This window comes from Haladaptatus halobius, assembly GCF_020618475.1.
Taxonomy (GTDB): Archaea; Halobacteriota; Halobacteria; order Halobacteriales; family Haladaptataceae; genus Haladaptatus; species Haladaptatus halobius.
Map to the genome: position 1 here is coordinate 1,372,366 of NZ_CP085336.1, position 15,638 is coordinate 1,388,003.

The following is a 15,638-nucleotide window of genomic DNA, read 5'->3' on the forward strand; positions in this document are numbered from 1 at the left end:
ACCGCCTGCTACCGATTCCCCCACAGCTACTCCTGCACAGTCAGTCACTCAAGACAACGCAGAAGATGAGACTGAGGCAGCCGAACCCACGTCAGAAAAAGACGCTCCAGCCACCACGTCCAATAGAAGTGAATCATCCACCCCGCAGTCATCGGATACTGAGAAGCCGAGCGTGAGCACAGCGCTGGGGATGACCGATCGAGCACTCAATACTGATGGAGAGCGGCCTGAATCAGATCTTGACGTCCTCCGGGCGGTGGATGCCGCCCTTGGGGACATTGACACCGACCTCCCAACGGCTCGTGAAGAAGTGCGTGCTCGCGACCAATTCCAACTTGAGGACAAACTCAACAAGAAAACGACGACACAGGCGCAACTTGGCTTTGATTACGTTCGTGATGATGGGATTGCAGTTGATGGTGACAACTACATTGGCCTCGTGAAAGTCAAGCCACGGAACTGGCTCACACTCAATTACGAGCAGCGCCGGCAGGTGATGAGCGATTACATATCCTTCCTCATGGCGCTTGACTGGGCGATCGCCATTCCGTGCTACCCCCGGGAGTTCGATCTCGGTGAACACTACAACAAATTCATCCGCGGTGGGACGAGCGTCGCCGCACGTGGCCAATCTCCGATCCTCCAATACGGACGACGCTACTACATCCAATGGGCGCAGGACAACATCGATGGTTCAGGGATCAAAGCACGGGACTACTACATCGTCATCCGCGTCAACGCCGCGCAGGTGGCGACAAATCTTGATACTGGGAGCGTGCTCAACCAACTCAGTAGCCTTCCTCTGATTGGACGTGCTGGAGCAGCCGTGCTCGAACGCCTTCCGTGGGTCAAGAATCACGAGAAGGCAGAAACCGAGCTCTGTATTCGCGAAGTGCACAATCGCCAGCGGCGCGTCATCGACAAACTCGGACGGACAGATGTCACGACGGAGCTTGTCAGCACTCGGCAGGAGACGATGGAACTCCTGTATCACTACTACAATCACGTGAAACCAGAGTTCGATCGCTTTGATCATGCGACCTTCTCCGAGGGGGTGGTGTAGATGGGCTCCCGTCTTCGGTCACTCATTCCTGGCCTGAAGAGTGATCCTGGACTCGATGAAATCGATGATGAGGTCTTTGACCGAGCGACGGCCATCCTCGAGGCAAACGGCGACGAGTTGTCCAAGGAAAACATCCACGAACAGGCACAACATCTCCTCGAACTCGAAGATGCTGAAGACGGTGAAGTCCGCATCGGCGTTCTCCAAGACGAGACGGAACGGTCGCTGGCCGATCGGGATATCATCGCCCCACACGAGATCACCGAGCAATCGGAGCTCTTAAAGTCAGGGTACATGGTGCGTGGTGGCCAGTACGTCCGCACCATGACGATCCATGGTTATCCGGAGCGTGTTCCGATCGGCTGGCTTGATGACCTCTATACGACTCACGACAATATTCGAGTCACACAGCACATCCGGCCGCGTGATTCGCATGAAATTCTCCGGAAACTCCGCAAGCGACTCACGCAACTTCGCGCCCGCCTCTATCGGAAAGACGAGAAAAACCAGAGTGATACCCACGAACTCGAATCAGATCACGAGGCGGTCTCTGATCTCATCTGGGACATTATCCAAGGCGAGACGAAGCTGTTCAGCTTTGCCATCTACTTCGAGATCATCGCTGATTCCAAGCAAGAACTGAATGAAGCGACCGAACGCGCGCTTGAGATCGTTGCCAAGGCCAATACGGAAGCCGTTCCACTCGAAAAACGGCAAGTCGAGTCACAGGAAGCTCTCGCACCGCTCGGAAGCGATCCGATCAAAGCCACCCAACTCATGCAGGAGACGGCTGTCGCGACCATGTTTCCGTTCATCGAGCCAGCACTGGCCGATGACGAAGGCGTCTACTATGGGTTCGACGGAACGCATACACCCGTTCTCTTGGATCGCTACCGATTTTCCTCGTACTCGAAAGTGATTGCTGGCGAGATAGGCTCGGGGAAGACGTTCGCGGAGAAGTACGAGATGTTCCATCGCATGATGATGGATCCGGAAATCGAACTACTTGTACTGGATCCACTGGCTGATTTCGTCGATTTTGCAGAGGATCTTGGTGGGCAAGTCATCCGCTTTGGCGGTGATAATACGGTTAACCCGCTCGAAATCCGTCGTGGGATCGACGACGTGGTGGAGGATCCCTTCCTCAAGAAATACCGGTCAGTGATGGAGTTGTTCCGCCTCCACTTTGCTGCCGGAGATAGGCAGTCGCTCACGAATGAGCAAGAAGGGATTCTCCGGCGTGCCATCCTGCTCGCATACTATCAATATGGTATCACCGAGGATCCAACAACGCACGAGAACACGAGTCCGATTATCCAGGATATCATCAACATCCTTGAACACATCGCTGATGGCGGCAACCCAACCGAGTTCATCGACTATCACGAGGGCGTCGACAAGCGACGAGTTGCCTCGAAAGTCCAGGATATTGCCGATCGGTTCCGAGAGACGGACGAGCGGCTTGCCTACCAACTGTTGCTTGGACTCGAAGCCTTCCAAGAGGGCGGCGAGAACGCGAATCTAAATGGGCGGACGAACGTCGAACTCGATAATCGGCTGGTGACCATCGATATGTCGATGTTCTCCGATACGGGGCAAGCGCCGCTGTTTATGCACGTGATGTTCGATTGGATCTACCAGCGGGCTCAAAGCAGTGATCGGCGGACGCAGGTGACGATCGATGAGGCACATTATCTCTTGCGCCGAGCAGCCACGACGGATTTGATCGACCTGTTCATCCGGCATAGTCGCCACTTCAACACCGGCCTGACGCTGATCTCCCAAACGGTGGATGAGTTCCTGGTTGAGTCCACCGAACAGTCTGCAGACGCCCTCGAGAAAGCCCGCGAAATCTACAACCTCTGTAACATCAAGCAGATCTTCCGACACGAATCAGTGAGCGAGGAGATGATCGCTGCCCACGATCTTACCCACAACGAACAGCGATTCATCGCCTCTGCACAGACCGGTGAAGACGGAACCCACTCGGAGAGCTTGTTGCTCGTCAACGACTGGAAAAAGCGCATCCAGTTGCACGTGGATGAGTTTGCCGTCCACGTGCTCGACGAAGACCTCGATCCGTGGGAATACCTGATCGAGCAGAACGCGCTCGACACGAGCGATGTTTCCTATTTGCTTGCGGACGGACGCGCCGAGGAGTACGACATTCCTCAATCACTGCTCGAACAGGCTCGCGAATCTACACCGACCACCAGCTAACGCACGAAATTACAGGAATCAATTCACCACCAATGACAATCACTCGTCGCTACATTCGAATCGAACCAGCCCACGAACGTGTCACACCCTCCGATATCATCTCTCGCCTTGCCGGCCTGCGCAAACTGAAGTCTGGCTGGAAGGTCAAATATGATCCGCGGAAAAATGCTCCGACGTTTGAATTTCTCGCACTCACCCAGGGGAATCAAACACCGGTGCGCTTCTATCTCGGTGCCACTGATGAATCGCTCTTGTCGACAATTCGCTCGGAGTTGAATACCGCCTATCCAGCGAGTTACAACCTATCAGAAGAAGAACTCACGCTGCCCGAGGAACTGCTCGGGCAGTCCGCGGAGAACACTGACACAGATACTGTCGAGTCCCAGTCGATCGATGATGCGCGATCGGAACTGTTGAACCGAACACCAATCGCCGCCCGATGGCGGGGCATTGGAACGCGTTCGGACGATTGGATGACGCCGTTAAAACAGTATTCCCAGCTCCACGCGACACAGCACGGCGACAGTGCATCAGCAAAGGCACCGCTCGCAACAGCGGTCGAGCGACTTGCGAAAGCGAGTGCCCCCACCGTTTTGCAAGTGCTCTTCACTCGGTATGCGGACTGGGAGAAGGTTGCCAATACTCGCAAAGAGAATATTCAGACGAAACATGATGGGTTCGTCCAGTCCGCAAAAACTAGCTTCAATGATATGCTTCGGGGCTATGATGAGGAGCATATTCGCGATCGACGGCGTGGTCGAGACGCGCCGCAGATCGGGGAGAATATCCGACAGTCACCAAACGCCACAAGTGGAGGAGCTGCCTCCCGGCAAGCACTCATCGACCAGAAAAACCCTTCACAGACGTTTCTGGTAAATATGCGTGCAGCGGGGGTGCCACCTGCTGATGCAGACGATACGGCTATCGGAACGGTAGAGAGTGAGGTCGACGCGCTTGCGAACGCGTTCAACCATCTTGATGGGGCGTACTATGAACTCGACGGGAAGCGTCTCACGAAAGGACTGACCAACATTCGTGACCCAGCAAAGAAAGAGCTCAAACGGCTGCTCAATCGGTCACTCAAGATTTCACGCCAAGGACGCAAACGCTCGCAGCTCATTTTGAATGCAGACGAACTCGCGAATTTCGTAGCCGTCCCGAGTGCCCATGCACTGACTACAGAGGGTGCTCGTGGGACTCGTGGCAAAGAGCGGCTCCGCCAACCGTTGTCACTGCCAGCACCGGAGATGCTGGATCGGTTGTCAGCACCTGGAATGGCGATTGGTTTGCCGCTCAAAGACCGGAACCAGCCACTTGATGACGCGGTGTACGTTCACATATCGACGCTCATCACTCACTATCTTCGCGCCGCCTCGACCGGCTCTGGAAAGTCCAAAAGCGTCTTGAATGATATGCTGACACTGAGTGAGCACGTCGGCGGGCCAACGGTGCTGCTCGAGTCGAAAGGCGATGCGATGGTTGAAAACTATCTCAAAGCCCATTATGCGAAATTCGACACGCTGGATAATGTCTATCACTTTGATGCGCCGGATATGCTCCCAGCGTTCTCGTTTTTCGATATCCGTCCCAAGCTTGCGATGGGGCGGCGCCGCGAAGATGCAATCCAGGATACCGTCGAGCACTTCCATGAAGTCATGCGGCTGATTCTCGGGACAGAAACGCACGATCGAGCATTTGTTGCGAACGAGATCCTGACGTTCTTGATCAAAGCATTGTTTGATAAGGAGTACGGGCAAGACGCGTTCAGCCTGGATACGCTCATTGAGGCCGTGTATCAGATGCGCCATGAACGCATCCTCCCGGAAATTTGTGTGGAGAATGCCCACATCGAGCGGGCGTTATTCCAGCAATGTGAGTTGGAAGAAGCGCAGTTCCAGCAGTCGATGGGCGGGGCTGCGAATCGACTGAACAAACTAGTCGAACTCGAACATCTCTATCAGATTTTCAATCACGTTCCCGAGTGGGACGACGAAGCCAACAAATACACCGAAAACGTCTTCGACTTTCGGCATTTCCTCGATGAAGATGCAGTGATTTTGTTCGACATCGGTGATTTGCGTACCGACTCGCGTAACGCGCTGACGATGGTTCTGCTGAGCAACCTTTGGGATGCTGCGCAGGGATGGTCCGATGAGAGCAGGACTGGCGAGGGAGAACCAATGGCGAGTGACGAGAAGATTGCGAACGTTATCATTGAAGAGGCAGCAGCGGTTGCGACTTCCGAACTCGTCTATGAGGAGTTTTTGCCCCAAGGCAGAGGCTTCGGTGTGAGCCTTGGCCTGATCATGCAGTACCCCGACCAAGTGAATGATCACAGTCGGTCAAATCGACCGTACAAAGAGATTTTGAACAATGTGAAGACGAAAATCATCGGGAACATCGAGGTTGACGATGAGCTCGCGAAATCGATGGCTCATGAGAATTTGTCTAAACAAGACCTCAGCAAGCGGATACAACGGTTGCCGTCTGGCGAGTGGATCGTGCAACTTCCGAGTCCCGGCTTTGGCGAAACAGATCCGACAACATTCTCGCTTGCTCCGTTGCCAATTCCCGAGGGACATCCGGAAAGTGATGAGCCACTCGCCGGTGACGCACGCCACCTCTTTGAAGAGATGGCCCGTCCGCAGGTCAGACGACGAACCCAGACCGAATGCAGTATCCCCAGTCGTCCGAGCAAGATCGGGCATGTTGATGCACGGGACACACTTGTGGAGATGGGTGATGCGGACACTGCAGACACAGACGGGTCTCAAGAGCACACAGCCGACGCTGAAGCTGCCGACGGTGGCATTCCAGCCGAGACACCCTTCTTCGGTGCAGATGGTGTGAGTGACGCCACACGCACAGCTGCAGACGGCGAGGTAGCATCGGACACAGAAGACACACCAGCGAGCGACCGGCCGAGTGACGAACAGGATTTCGGACGCGCTTCCATGTTCGGTGCTCCGACGACGGAGCAGTCACCACCCGACGACCCACCGAACCCCCCGTCGTCCGATCAGACTGCGACAGATATCCAGAATGGACATAGTAGCGAAGGAGAGGCGGGAATCACAGACGCAGGCGAAGAGCCGAGGGACACGGACGACGAGGGCGAACGATCAAGTGATGCTGCACTCTCCGAGCACGTCCACTACGATGCAGATGTCGACGGCTACGTCTGTGCTCTCTGTGGCACTGAGTATACGGCGTCTGAGGAGCGACGAGCGAGCGTCTGCTGTCAGTTCGCATCAAAAGACGAAGTCTTCGTTGCCGCTCGGCGGGCACACAAAACGACTGACTCTACCAGTGACCTCCTCGATCGACTCCGGAAAATCGCTGCCCATGCTGAAGACTACGGCATTGAAATCTCTATCCAAGAGTTTGCATCGCTCGATGCTCCTGCTGCTGAATCCGTCCCGTCGGAGGAAGAGACGTCAGAGCCACGTCCAGAACCCGAACAGACACAGGCTCTTGATACAATAGCAGGTCGTTTCAGCGAAGCAACTACGAATATTCCCGATACGACGCTTCGAGCAGAGGGTGTGACACGCGATGAGGCAGCGTTCCTCGGTCTCGTACTTGATGCGATGAACCACCAGCTTGAGGAGTACTCGCTCACAGAGAGTATGGCCGATTTCGACGAGCCGTTTGCCAATCTCGACGTAGAGACACTCATACAAAAGAGGTTCCTCGAGAAACATCGAGCATTCCGGCAGACGTACTACACCGTGTTGCCAGCCGGTCGAACCTTCCTCGACCGATCACTGGCTGTGAATCCAGGGATGGGCGATCTTGGCGAGAAAACCCCGCACAAGGCCGGTGTCGTATTCCTTGAACAGTGGCTAGTCCAGTACCACGATGTCGACCGGACTGAACGCTACTATCAACACGACTCGGGGACTGTTTTCGATGTTGCAGGATTTGACGCTTCAGGCGACCTTTGTTGGGTAGGCGAAGTTGAAACGAAGAGTCATAATACGGACGCCGTGGTCGCTGATTACGAAAAGCTCGCGAAGGCCGATGCAAACGCTGCGTGGGCTTTCGAAGATCGAGGGTGTGCGATCGACGTGATCGACACGCTCATCGAGACCGGTCCGCTCGATCTTTCGCTGACTGCCACCCAGAAACAGACGGTCAGTGCGCTTCGCGCCGCTCTTAGCCAAACGGCAATCCCCGGCATGACCGCTGTGAATACGTTCCGGAGCCTCAAAACGGAGGTTGACACAGAGCGATGACGTCGACGTGGCGCAAAGCAACTCGCGACGAGCTTCATACCTACTACACGGAGTCATTTCCAGGGAAAACCGACGTACTGCCATCGTTCATTACTGTCCAGGGACCAAAGGAATACGCTCTCGCATTCCGCGAGCCATACCCCGTTCGGAAGCAGAATACACCTGATCGAACGTTCATCCGTCGGGAGACGTGGCAGACTAGCGACTCGGGTGATCGAGTTGCACAACACTTCGACTCACTAGACGAGCTGGTCGAGTTCATCCAGTATCCAGCTCGGCACGATCCGTTCCACGGAAGTGATTACGCGCTTGCCGATCCGGATCTCCTCGAACGTTCGGAACCGCGACCCGACGCGGTCTATTATGCGCTTGACCACTGGGAGCGGCCGTGGGTCCTTGCCGTCGATATCGACGCCAAAGACATTGCAGCACGACGAGCGACTTCCCAGACAGAAACGACCGCCGAGCCTACGGAATCAGTCGGACTTGACACGCTACGAGATACCGGCATTCTCGACAGCGCACCCGAGGGCTACCCCTATACGTTTGCGGATATCGAGCAGGCTCTCGAATACGGATTTGCTGTCCGGGAGATCTTCGAGGACGACTTTGCGGCCACGGAAACGATGGTTGTCTACTCGGGACAGGGATGTCACGTCTATCTGCTTGATACCGACCGCAAGCACCGCTACGACGAACAGAGTCGGGAAGTGATCAACGACCTGCTGCTCGATGAATACGAGATCCCGATTGATCCGGTTGTCACGGCTGACCGCCGCCGCGTATTGCGCCTACCATACTCGTTGCACGCCGATGTCTCGCGGGTCGTCCAACCAATCCAGAGTCCGAATTTCGACTTCCGAACCGAAGCCGTCCCCAATTTTCTCGAAGCATGAGCCGAACAACACCGCTAAACGACGAATATATGGCGTATCGAGTGGCAGCACTACCCCGCGATGAAGGACAATTCCAGCTCACACAGTTATTCGAGCGTGGATATCAGCGCTGGATGGTTGATGATACACAAGAAACAGAGAAGTTGCTCGCGGATATTGAGCGGTTCACGTGTGATGCATTTGCTCCAAGCACACGCCGGAAGGCTGCAGAGCGACCGTATGTTGATGATCCAGGAATGCTCGCAGTACTCACAACCCTTGGTGCAGTCTGTATCATGGATCATCCCAAACTCGAAGAGACACCGCCTCGGCATCTCGCTCTGCTCGGTGATCTGCGCGAACTCTATGTGAACAACATCGGCTCGCTCATTCGCGAGTATGATGATTTCACCCTTCACCAGGAGATCGCCGAAATCCTCTATGCGAAAGAGCCTGGTGAAGACGGTCCTCACTCTGGGCGCGTCTGTACAGACATCACGACACGCCCTGCGTTCGGTGACGGATACTATCTTGAGATACCACTTGTCGCTGCCTCGCGGAAATGCTTGGCACGCACTGATCGTGACGACGATCAACAGGGAGAGATCCAAGCACACGTTGCCGACAACCACCTCTATGTGCCTGTCTCTGATTTCATGCGGAAGTATCGGTCGTATGCCGAAGATGCGTTTGGACGACTCCTCACAGCTCAAGATGAAGCGCTCACGCCCGAGCAACGAAGTTGGCTGACGGCAAATGAGTCGGCGATTACCGAGCGGATCGACCGCTTTTTCGAGGCAGGCCAGACCCATCGCCTTTGGAAGAACTGGAGCCGACAGAAGCGGGATTTGCTGACGATCATCAACGCTGTCAAAGCTGCGGATGCCGACACGGCGCAGCTGGGCAAATCGCAGACAGCACGAGAACTCTATGATGCATTGGACGCCTATGAGCCCGATCAACTGTGGGAACAACACGCTTGTGACGCGATTTCGACCCCACGAAGCCTCGGGAATATCCTCTCCGCGATGCAAAATCACGCGAGCGTAACTGTCGAACAGGCCTGGCAAAATCGTTATACACTTACCGAGTACAGCGATGGCGCACAACCGATTCATATCGACGATCTCGAGGACCTCTTTGAACTTCCCTGCCTGGCGGCGATGGACGAACGGCTCCAGGAGAAAAAACCGGTCCGCAAAGACCTGTTTAATCTCGTGCGGATGGCATGGTGGTTGCCGCAGTATCGAGACGCAAGCACAGCAGAATTCGTCAGTGATGTGAAAGACCTGTTTTCCCGGTGGTCCTGGTACGATGACGAGACAACGGAGTACCAGATTCGATACGAACTTGAGAACGAGATCGACGGCGAGATTCCCCTTCCAATGAATTGTTCGAACGATGATATGCAGCGCTACTGTATCGGGCGCGATCAGTGTCCGTACTCAATCTATGGGAGCCTTCCGTTCCAAGACGAAATGTACGAGCAGCTCGATAGTCAATCGACATCGGGAACTAATTGAACCGGAAATGGACTACTCTACCACAAAATAGTCAAATGTCAGTCATCGTTTTCCAGTTGGCGACAATGCTGCAAACCTAAGGCTGGATTTAGCTCTTCTATGCAAGGATTTTCGGCTCCTCAACGGTTTTAGCCCCCGAATCCTAAGGTTGGAATAGTAACAAGAAATTTGAAGCCTAAGGATGGATGAGTTACATAATTGAGTGGCGAATTGAGAAGTGGCGTTAGTAGCGGTTTGAGACGCTGTAAGGCTGCATTTACAATTCAGAACTGCCCTAGAAGATCCTAAGGCTGGATTTTACGGCTGGAAACCAGCCCTACGGACCTATGCGCAATTTTAAAATTGTCAGAGACCGATCTGCACCTCCAAATTCTTCCAAAGTAATAGGGGGGTACAGGGGTGCAGGTGGAGAGTATATAATTGCTGAATTGCGAGGGAGAGCAAAGGTTGCCGAGATCACGGAAGTATCAATAATAGGAAGGAAGAGATTCGAGCATTTGGGATCGTACAAAGAAGGGTGGCGATCCGACAGCGAGGAATAAAAATGGGAGGTCAACCAATGAACGGTCCTCCCGTGAATGAGATCGCAGTCTCTACCAACCGATTATTTCAACAATAGTATATTTTGAGCAAAGTGCGTGTATTCGTCGTCGGTCAAGTGAAGACATACTACCATGGCTTGAATCGACTGGTACCCCAGTATCGTGAGCAGTATAATCGCCGGCTTCCATCGTCATTTATCATATTTAGAGCATATTGAGACGGTCTATTTGCACTAACAAGAGTGACGGAATTCTTTGTGGTTGGACTGTAAGGAGGTATGGATGATGACCCTGTTGAGGACGCTGAAGTGGTCTTTCGCAGTGTGGAAGAAGGCCCGTGTGACCTCGTGATCTCGAAGCAAAATCGGTATCAAAACGTTCAAACTACTCACGAGCTCCAATTGCATAGAGCCGACCATCAGCGACCCCAACGTAGCACATCCCGTGTGCCAGTGCGACTTCTGTATCCATGATGTAGGCCGCCATCCCGATATCAGGGACTGTGATCTCAATCGTCCACGCATGGCTGTCACTCATCTCGTAGGCAACAACAGAGTCATTCCGTGGAACGACCACACTACCGTCACCGGCAGCGGGGGGTTGATTGTACCCATTCTCGGCTGATCGCCAGCGAATCGACCCGTCCGAGATATCGATTGCAACGAGCCCTCCATGATAGGTGTTTACGTACGCAGTGTCCGCCGTGACTGCTGGTGAGGGGATCGCGTTGCCGTAGTCCTCGTCGACAGTGGTCGTCCGCCACAGAACAGTTCCATCGGCAGTATCGGCTGCGACGAGTTCCTCGGCGATGCCCGGGACGTACAGACGCCCGTCGGCTACCGTGGGGGTGCCCTGAATGTCCGGACAACACTCATCTGGTGTGGCGATCTGTTTGCTCCACCGTTGCTCACCAGTGGTCGCATCAAGCGCCGCAATACGGCCGTCCGTTAACCCGACGTAGACGCCGTCGCGATCCGCGCAGGTCGCCGTGTAGCACTGCCCATCGATGGATGTTCGCCACTGTCGGGTGCCATCAAGCGAATAGGCGTACACGGCGTTATCCTCGTCTCGCGTCGCCACGTAACACGTTCTGTCCACAATTGCTGGCGAGCCAGTCACGTCCGGAAGCGTGTCGGTCCACTGGATCGCACCATTCCGCGTGAGAGCCGTCAGGGTTGCCTGGTCGTAGTCTGGGCTTCGGGTCACAGCAAGCAGTCTGTCACCAGCCACTGCGAGCCCCACAGTTCGACCCGTGTCAAGATGTTTTTCGAGTTGCTGGTCGCCAGTTTGCGCATCGAACCCAGCAAGATAGGCATCTGGATTGTCAGCGTCTGTTGATGATTCAGTATAGCCGATATAGACACGATTCGGACCGACAATTAGTGGCGTCGCTCCATGAGGGTCCGTGCCTGGACGGCGAAGCCACGCGACGCCAACATCGCCATGGGGGAGTGTTGACTCAGTATATTTGGTTCGTCCTCCGTCATGGCCTTCAACTACCCAGCGACCGTCTGGGACGTAGCTCGCTTTGTATGCGTCATTTGTGAACGGCGCTGGAACAGCCTTCCCGTTCGAAAGTCCTGGGATAGTCGGAGCGATGCATCCGCTCACACTCACTATCCCACCTCCAATCGCCATCTGTTGGAGGAGAGAGCGACGCGTCAGTGGAGCCATGCTATGTGTCGACACGACCATGGTAAACGTTTTCTGGTGGGACCAACAGCTGCTAGTCGGTTCAGTATCACCTCGAAAGCCCCCGTGCGCTCGACGACTGCGCCTCGCTGCGCTCCTCACTTTGTTGCGGTGCTTACGTCGTCTCGCTCGACGAGCGCACGGCCCCTTTCAATCCCATCCGGAGGGGATAGTCGAGATTTGGTGCTCACTGTTTTACTGGTGGTTCTCTCCGGCCCGCCCCGCTCGTCGCATGCCGCCCTCCGCGTCGCTCGCGACCGACCAGTCCGGGCGTGCGGCCTCCGGCCGTTCCGGGCATCTGGTTTCGACGCCAGCACCAAGCACGCTGTCGGTTTCGTCTCCCGCTGGTCGACGGACACGAAACCGGCTTGTGTGCTAGACGCTTGCTCCGGGCGGATCGCCGCGCGGTGCTGGAAAGCTCCCTTCGAAAACGCGCGCTCGCTTCGCGCCCAAGGGTCGCTCGCGAAGGCGCAAGCGAGCGCGCGTAGGGGAATGGATGCGTTGTGCAGTGTAGAGATGTGACTCGTGTAGTGGCGAGTGTCGGAAAAGACGCGGTAGTGGACGCGCCTTCGGAATTCGGGTTAATTCCAATGAGTAGTAAACAGACGATCGGTCAAATAGTTTCGGTTGACGAACAGGCGATTGAATGCGACGAAGAGCAATTCGAGAGTGTTGAGGAGACACCCGAGCTGCGGCCGTCGGTTGAGCAGACGATCCAAGGGAAAGTCGATACAAATCATCCCGATGGGGTTGGGCGTGGACTGACGTTAGCGGCAGAAGAGCGATTGGTGGCACGAGAGATGGAAATCACACGAACGCGTGAACGATGGGATCGGACACAGGATTCGAAGCGGGAAGTGCAGTGTCGGCGAGCATCGAAAGCAGTGAGTCGAGAGCGGCGCTATGCGTTCCAGGAGCGGGCGGCAAGCGTGGATCCGTGGTGTGATCCGGAGAGAGGAGATCCTCGAGAGGAGTTGGCTCAAGAGCAGTTGGCGGCAGTGAACAAGCAGGCGATGCGGTTAGCAAAGAAACTCAATGGATGGTCGCGAGCAGCGATTAGTCGGCAGTTAGCTGAGCGGGTCGTGGATGGGACAAGCGTGATGGGTGCAGTCGTCGGGGTGTACGAAGAATTGCGGACGGCCCCCGGGCAAGTCATTCCGATCGCGGATGTGCAAGATGTGAATCGCAAAGAAGTGAGCATCGAAGGGACGGTAACCCAGCTTTGGACACCTGGGAGTCCGAAGATCCAGCAAGTTGGACTGATCGAAGACGAGAGTGGTCGTATCAAATTCACTGTGTGGCGAGCGTCGCGGAAGACGATGGTTCGAGAGGGAGAGACCGTGCAGTTGCGGTCAGTTGCGATAAACTGGTACGAGGGGCGCGTCTCGGTGGCGGTAACTGGCTGGAGTGCAGTTCACATCCCCGAGCGCGGGCGCTGGTGGGAGTAGCCGGGTAGCGTGAGCTACTTTTTATTGTATACCGAACCGACCCTAGCCCCGCCGCCCCACCCTCCGCTCCGTGCTCGCTTCGCTGTGCGCGCAGCCACGACCTCGAGAACAGATCTAATCTGTTCTATCTATGGGGGCGAGAATGATTGTGTCAAGAGAGGATGTCTATCAGCTGTGTACTGCCTAGTTACTCCGGAAATCTGGTGTGTCACCAGCAGACTGCCAAGGAGGTTGATGCTGACTATCTGCTAAAATGGAATTCACTTGAAAACCGGAGTGATCCACGCCAAGTGGGATTGGGTCAGACTACCTGATTCGGATACATTGGAGTCGATTATTTACCACCATTTTCCAAGCCAACCATGGAGACGCGAAAATAATCCCTGCTCATCCGGGTTCGGCTTGGATTGGTCAGTGTTCTCACCGCTCGTATCGTCCGACTGCTGCTCTATATACGCTTCTGGATTCGGGTCACCTGGAAGGGGCCGAAGGGCACCTCGGTCACGTCGGTCTGTCCACCGTTCGTATTCCTGCTTGGGGACGACAGGCGTGTCTACGTCTGCCTTGATTTCCTTGACATCGGTCGCTTTCAGCGCGATAGTCCGGTGTATCCCATCGGCTCCGACATAGAGGTGGCCATTTATATTCAGATAGTGCGGGCAGCGGTCGTGGTCAGGGTTGAATCGCTCTTCTACTAGGAGTTCGAGTACGTCCCGAACGCGGCCGTGTTCAAAGCGGTCTATATTCTCCCTAGTAACGCCCGCAACATCGGTCATGGATATACAGTACTTGCCTCACACAGCAGGTATAGCGATAGACATCCAGCAACATTCATTAGAGTGTTCTCATTAGTGTGGGTCGATGAAGGACGGAACGCTCGACGAACTTGATCGATCCATTCTCTACGCCCTACAACAAGACTCGCGGCATACCTCGTCCGGAGATATTGCCGAGAGAGAGGGTGTCTCGGCCAGTACGGTTCGGAAACGCATTCAGCGACTCGAAGAAGAAGGCATCATTACTGGCTATCACGTCGCTATTGACTATGAGACCGCTGGCCTCCCCTTACATGCGAAGCTCGTCTGCTCTGCACCGATACCGCAGCGTGAAGAACTCGCCCGACAGGCACGCGATATTCCTGGTGTCGAAGCAGTGCGCGAGATCATGAACGGGCATAACAATGTTTATATTAATATAATCGGCACAGATCACGACGATCTGAGCCGTATTGGGCAAGATCTCTATGAACTAGGACTCGACATAGAAGACGAACAAATCATTCGCAACGAGTATGTCTGCCCCTATCGTGGTTTCCTTGCTCGAGATGATCTCGATTGGTAGATACGGTTACACAAACAGGCGACCAAACGAATTCTTTTGATTTTATGCTGGTTGCCAGCGGTACTGGTTTACTAAAACAATAGACTCGATATGCTGGAGGTTGATACCATATCGGTATAAAATAGGGTAATGAATACCGATTCGTGATTATGGCCGCTATCTTTTTCACTATACGTTCTTTCTAGTCGGGTATGAACCAATCGAAGACCAGCCGGTACAGTCCGCCGAGATACACGTTCAGACGACGCACGTGGGGGTCGTGATCATCGGTTTGAGCTAGATTCATGGAGACAATAATCATCGGAGGGCAGCACGTCGGCCAAAAACTCTCAGAGCGTCTCCTTGCACAAGAGATAGCCGTCGTGTTCCTCGAAGACGATTCAGCCACTATCGAACAAGCGCTGAATGTAGGCATCGATGCGCATGAAACAGATATCTTGGATATTCAGTCGCTCTCTGACACTGGTCTCGAACAAGCACACACCGTTATCGTTGCCACTGACAGCGATAGCAAAAATCTACTTATCGCGCAGCTATTGCGGGTAACGTTCGATACGGAGCATCTCATCGTCCTCGTTAATCAACCCCAGAACTTGGAGCCGTTGGACGAACTAGAGATTGAAACCGTGTGTTCAACGCAGGCGCTGACGACTGCGATTGAGGACGTACTTTCCGAAAAACAACGACACTGAGAGA

At 54.6% G+C, this 15,638-nt stretch carries 11 protein-coding genes; 8 read left to right on the forward strand and 3 right to left on the reverse strand.

What is annotated here, in order from left to right:
* Window positions 1-172 precede the first annotated feature (172 nt).
* From LIW51_RS23870 to LIW51_RS23890, 5 genes are read left to right on the forward strand one after another with little or no spacing between them, the layout of a single operon-like run.
* Window positions 173-1,063, forward strand: a complete 891-nt coding sequence (locus tag LIW51_RS23870) for a TraC-like domain-containing protein (protein ID WP_227377577.1) — start codon at window positions 173-175, stop codon at window positions 1,061-1,063.
* Entirely contained in the window at window positions 1,064-3,283 is a 2,220-nt protein-coding gene (locus LIW51_RS23875) for a VirB4 family type IV secretion system protein (RefSeq protein ID WP_227377578.1), read from the forward strand.
* Between the two features lie 32 nt (window positions 3,284-3,315).
* Entirely contained in the window at window positions 3,316-7,521 is a 4,206-nt protein-coding gene (locus LIW51_RS23880; protein ID WP_227377579.1) for an ATP-binding protein, read from the forward strand.
* Window positions 7,518-8,417, forward strand: coding sequence for a bifunctional DNA primase/polymerase (locus tag LIW51_RS23885; RefSeq protein ID WP_227377580.1), 900 nt, complete (start codon window positions 7,518-7,520; stop codon window positions 8,415-8,417). The genes LIW51_RS23880 and LIW51_RS23885 overlap by 4 nt, the downstream gene beginning before the upstream one ends.
* A complete protein-coding gene (locus LIW51_RS23890; protein ID WP_255767534.1) occupies window positions 8,414-9,919 on the forward strand; it encodes a primase-associated protein in 1,506 nt (501 codons plus the stop codon). Before LIW51_RS23885 ends, LIW51_RS23890 begins: the two co-directional genes overlap by 4 nt.
* A 926-nt stretch (window positions 9,920-10,845) precedes the next feature.
* On the opposite strand, the gene LIW51_RS23895 is transcribed toward LIW51_RS23890, so the two are convergent.
* Together LIW51_RS23895 and LIW51_RS38720 are read right to left on the reverse strand one after the other, a co-directional pair.
* Window positions 10,846-12,135: a PQQ-binding-like beta-propeller repeat protein gene (locus tag LIW51_RS23895; RefSeq protein WP_227377581.1), complete on the reverse strand. Its 1,290-nt coding sequence runs from the start codon at window positions 12,133-12,135 to the stop codon at window positions 10,846-10,848.
* A gap of 213 nt (window positions 12,136-12,348) precedes the next feature.
* Complete coding sequence (locus LIW51_RS38720) at window positions 12,349-12,477, reverse strand: hypothetical protein (RefSeq protein WP_255767535.1); 129 nt, start codon at window positions 12,475-12,477, stop codon at window positions 12,349-12,351.
* A gap of 266 nt (window positions 12,478-12,743) precedes the next feature.
* Here LIW51_RS38720 and LIW51_RS23900 point away from each other — a divergent pair, with 266 nt between their 5' ends.
* Window positions 12,744-13,601 carry a DNA-binding protein gene (locus LIW51_RS23900; protein ID WP_227377582.1) on the forward strand — a complete coding sequence of 286 codons (858 nt, stop codon included), beginning with the start codon at window positions 12,744-12,746 and terminating at the stop codon, window positions 13,599-13,601.
* Between the two features lie 338 nt (window positions 13,602-13,939).
* Here LIW51_RS23900 and LIW51_RS23905 read toward each other — a convergent pair whose 3' ends face one another.
* Window positions 13,940-14,377, reverse strand: a complete 438-nt coding sequence (locus LIW51_RS23905; RefSeq protein WP_227377583.1) for a hypothetical protein — start codon at window positions 14,375-14,377, stop codon at window positions 13,940-13,942.
* A gap of 85 nt (window positions 14,378-14,462) precedes the next feature.
* On the opposite strand from LIW51_RS23905, the gene LIW51_RS23910 reads away from it, so the two are divergent.
* Together LIW51_RS23910 and LIW51_RS23915 are read left to right on the forward strand one after the other, a co-directional pair.
* Window positions 14,463-14,942, forward strand: a complete 480-nt coding sequence (locus LIW51_RS23910) for an Lrp/AsnC family transcriptional regulator (RefSeq protein ID WP_227377584.1) — start codon at window positions 14,463-14,465, stop codon at window positions 14,940-14,942.
* Window positions 14,943-15,226: 284 nt separating this feature from the next.
* Window positions 15,227-15,634, forward strand: coding sequence for an NAD-binding protein (locus LIW51_RS23915; protein WP_227377585.1), 408 nt, complete (start codon window positions 15,227-15,229; stop codon window positions 15,632-15,634).
* Window positions 15,635-15,638 lie beyond the last annotated feature (4 nt).

Bases quoted from the DNA above. Each gene is read 5' to 3' on its own strand.
- LIW51_RS23875 (WP_227377578.1), top strand. From the start codon at position 1,064: ATGGGCTCCCGTCTTCGGTCACTCATTCCTGGCCTGAAGAGTGATCCT.
- LIW51_RS23880 (WP_227377579.1), top strand. From the start codon at position 3,316: ATGACAATCACTCGTCGCTACATTCGAATCGAACCAGCCCACGAACGT.
- LIW51_RS23885 (WP_227377580.1), top strand. From the start codon at position 7,518: ATGACGTCGACGTGGCGCAAAGCAACTCGCGACGAGCTTCATACCTAC.
- LIW51_RS23890 (WP_255767534.1), top strand. From the start codon at position 8,414: ATGAGCCGAACAACACCGCTAAACGACGAATATATGGCGTATCGAGTG.
- LIW51_RS23895 (WP_227377581.1), bottom strand. From the start codon at position 12,135: ATGGCTCCACTGACGCGTCGCTCTCTCCTCCAACAGATGGCGATTGGA.
- LIW51_RS23900 (WP_227377582.1), top strand. From the start codon at position 12,744: ATGAGTAGTAAACAGACGATCGGTCAAATAGTTTCGGTTGACGAACAG.
- LIW51_RS23905 (WP_227377583.1), bottom strand. From the start codon at position 14,377: ATGACCGATGTTGCGGGCGTTACTAGGGAGAATATAGACCGCTTTGAA.
- LIW51_RS23910 (WP_227377584.1), top strand. From the start codon at position 14,463: ATGAAGGACGGAACGCTCGACGAACTTGATCGATCCATTCTCTACGCC.
- LIW51_RS23915 (WP_227377585.1), top strand. From the start codon at position 15,227: ATGGAGACAATAATCATCGGAGGGCAGCACGTCGGCCAAAAACTCTCA.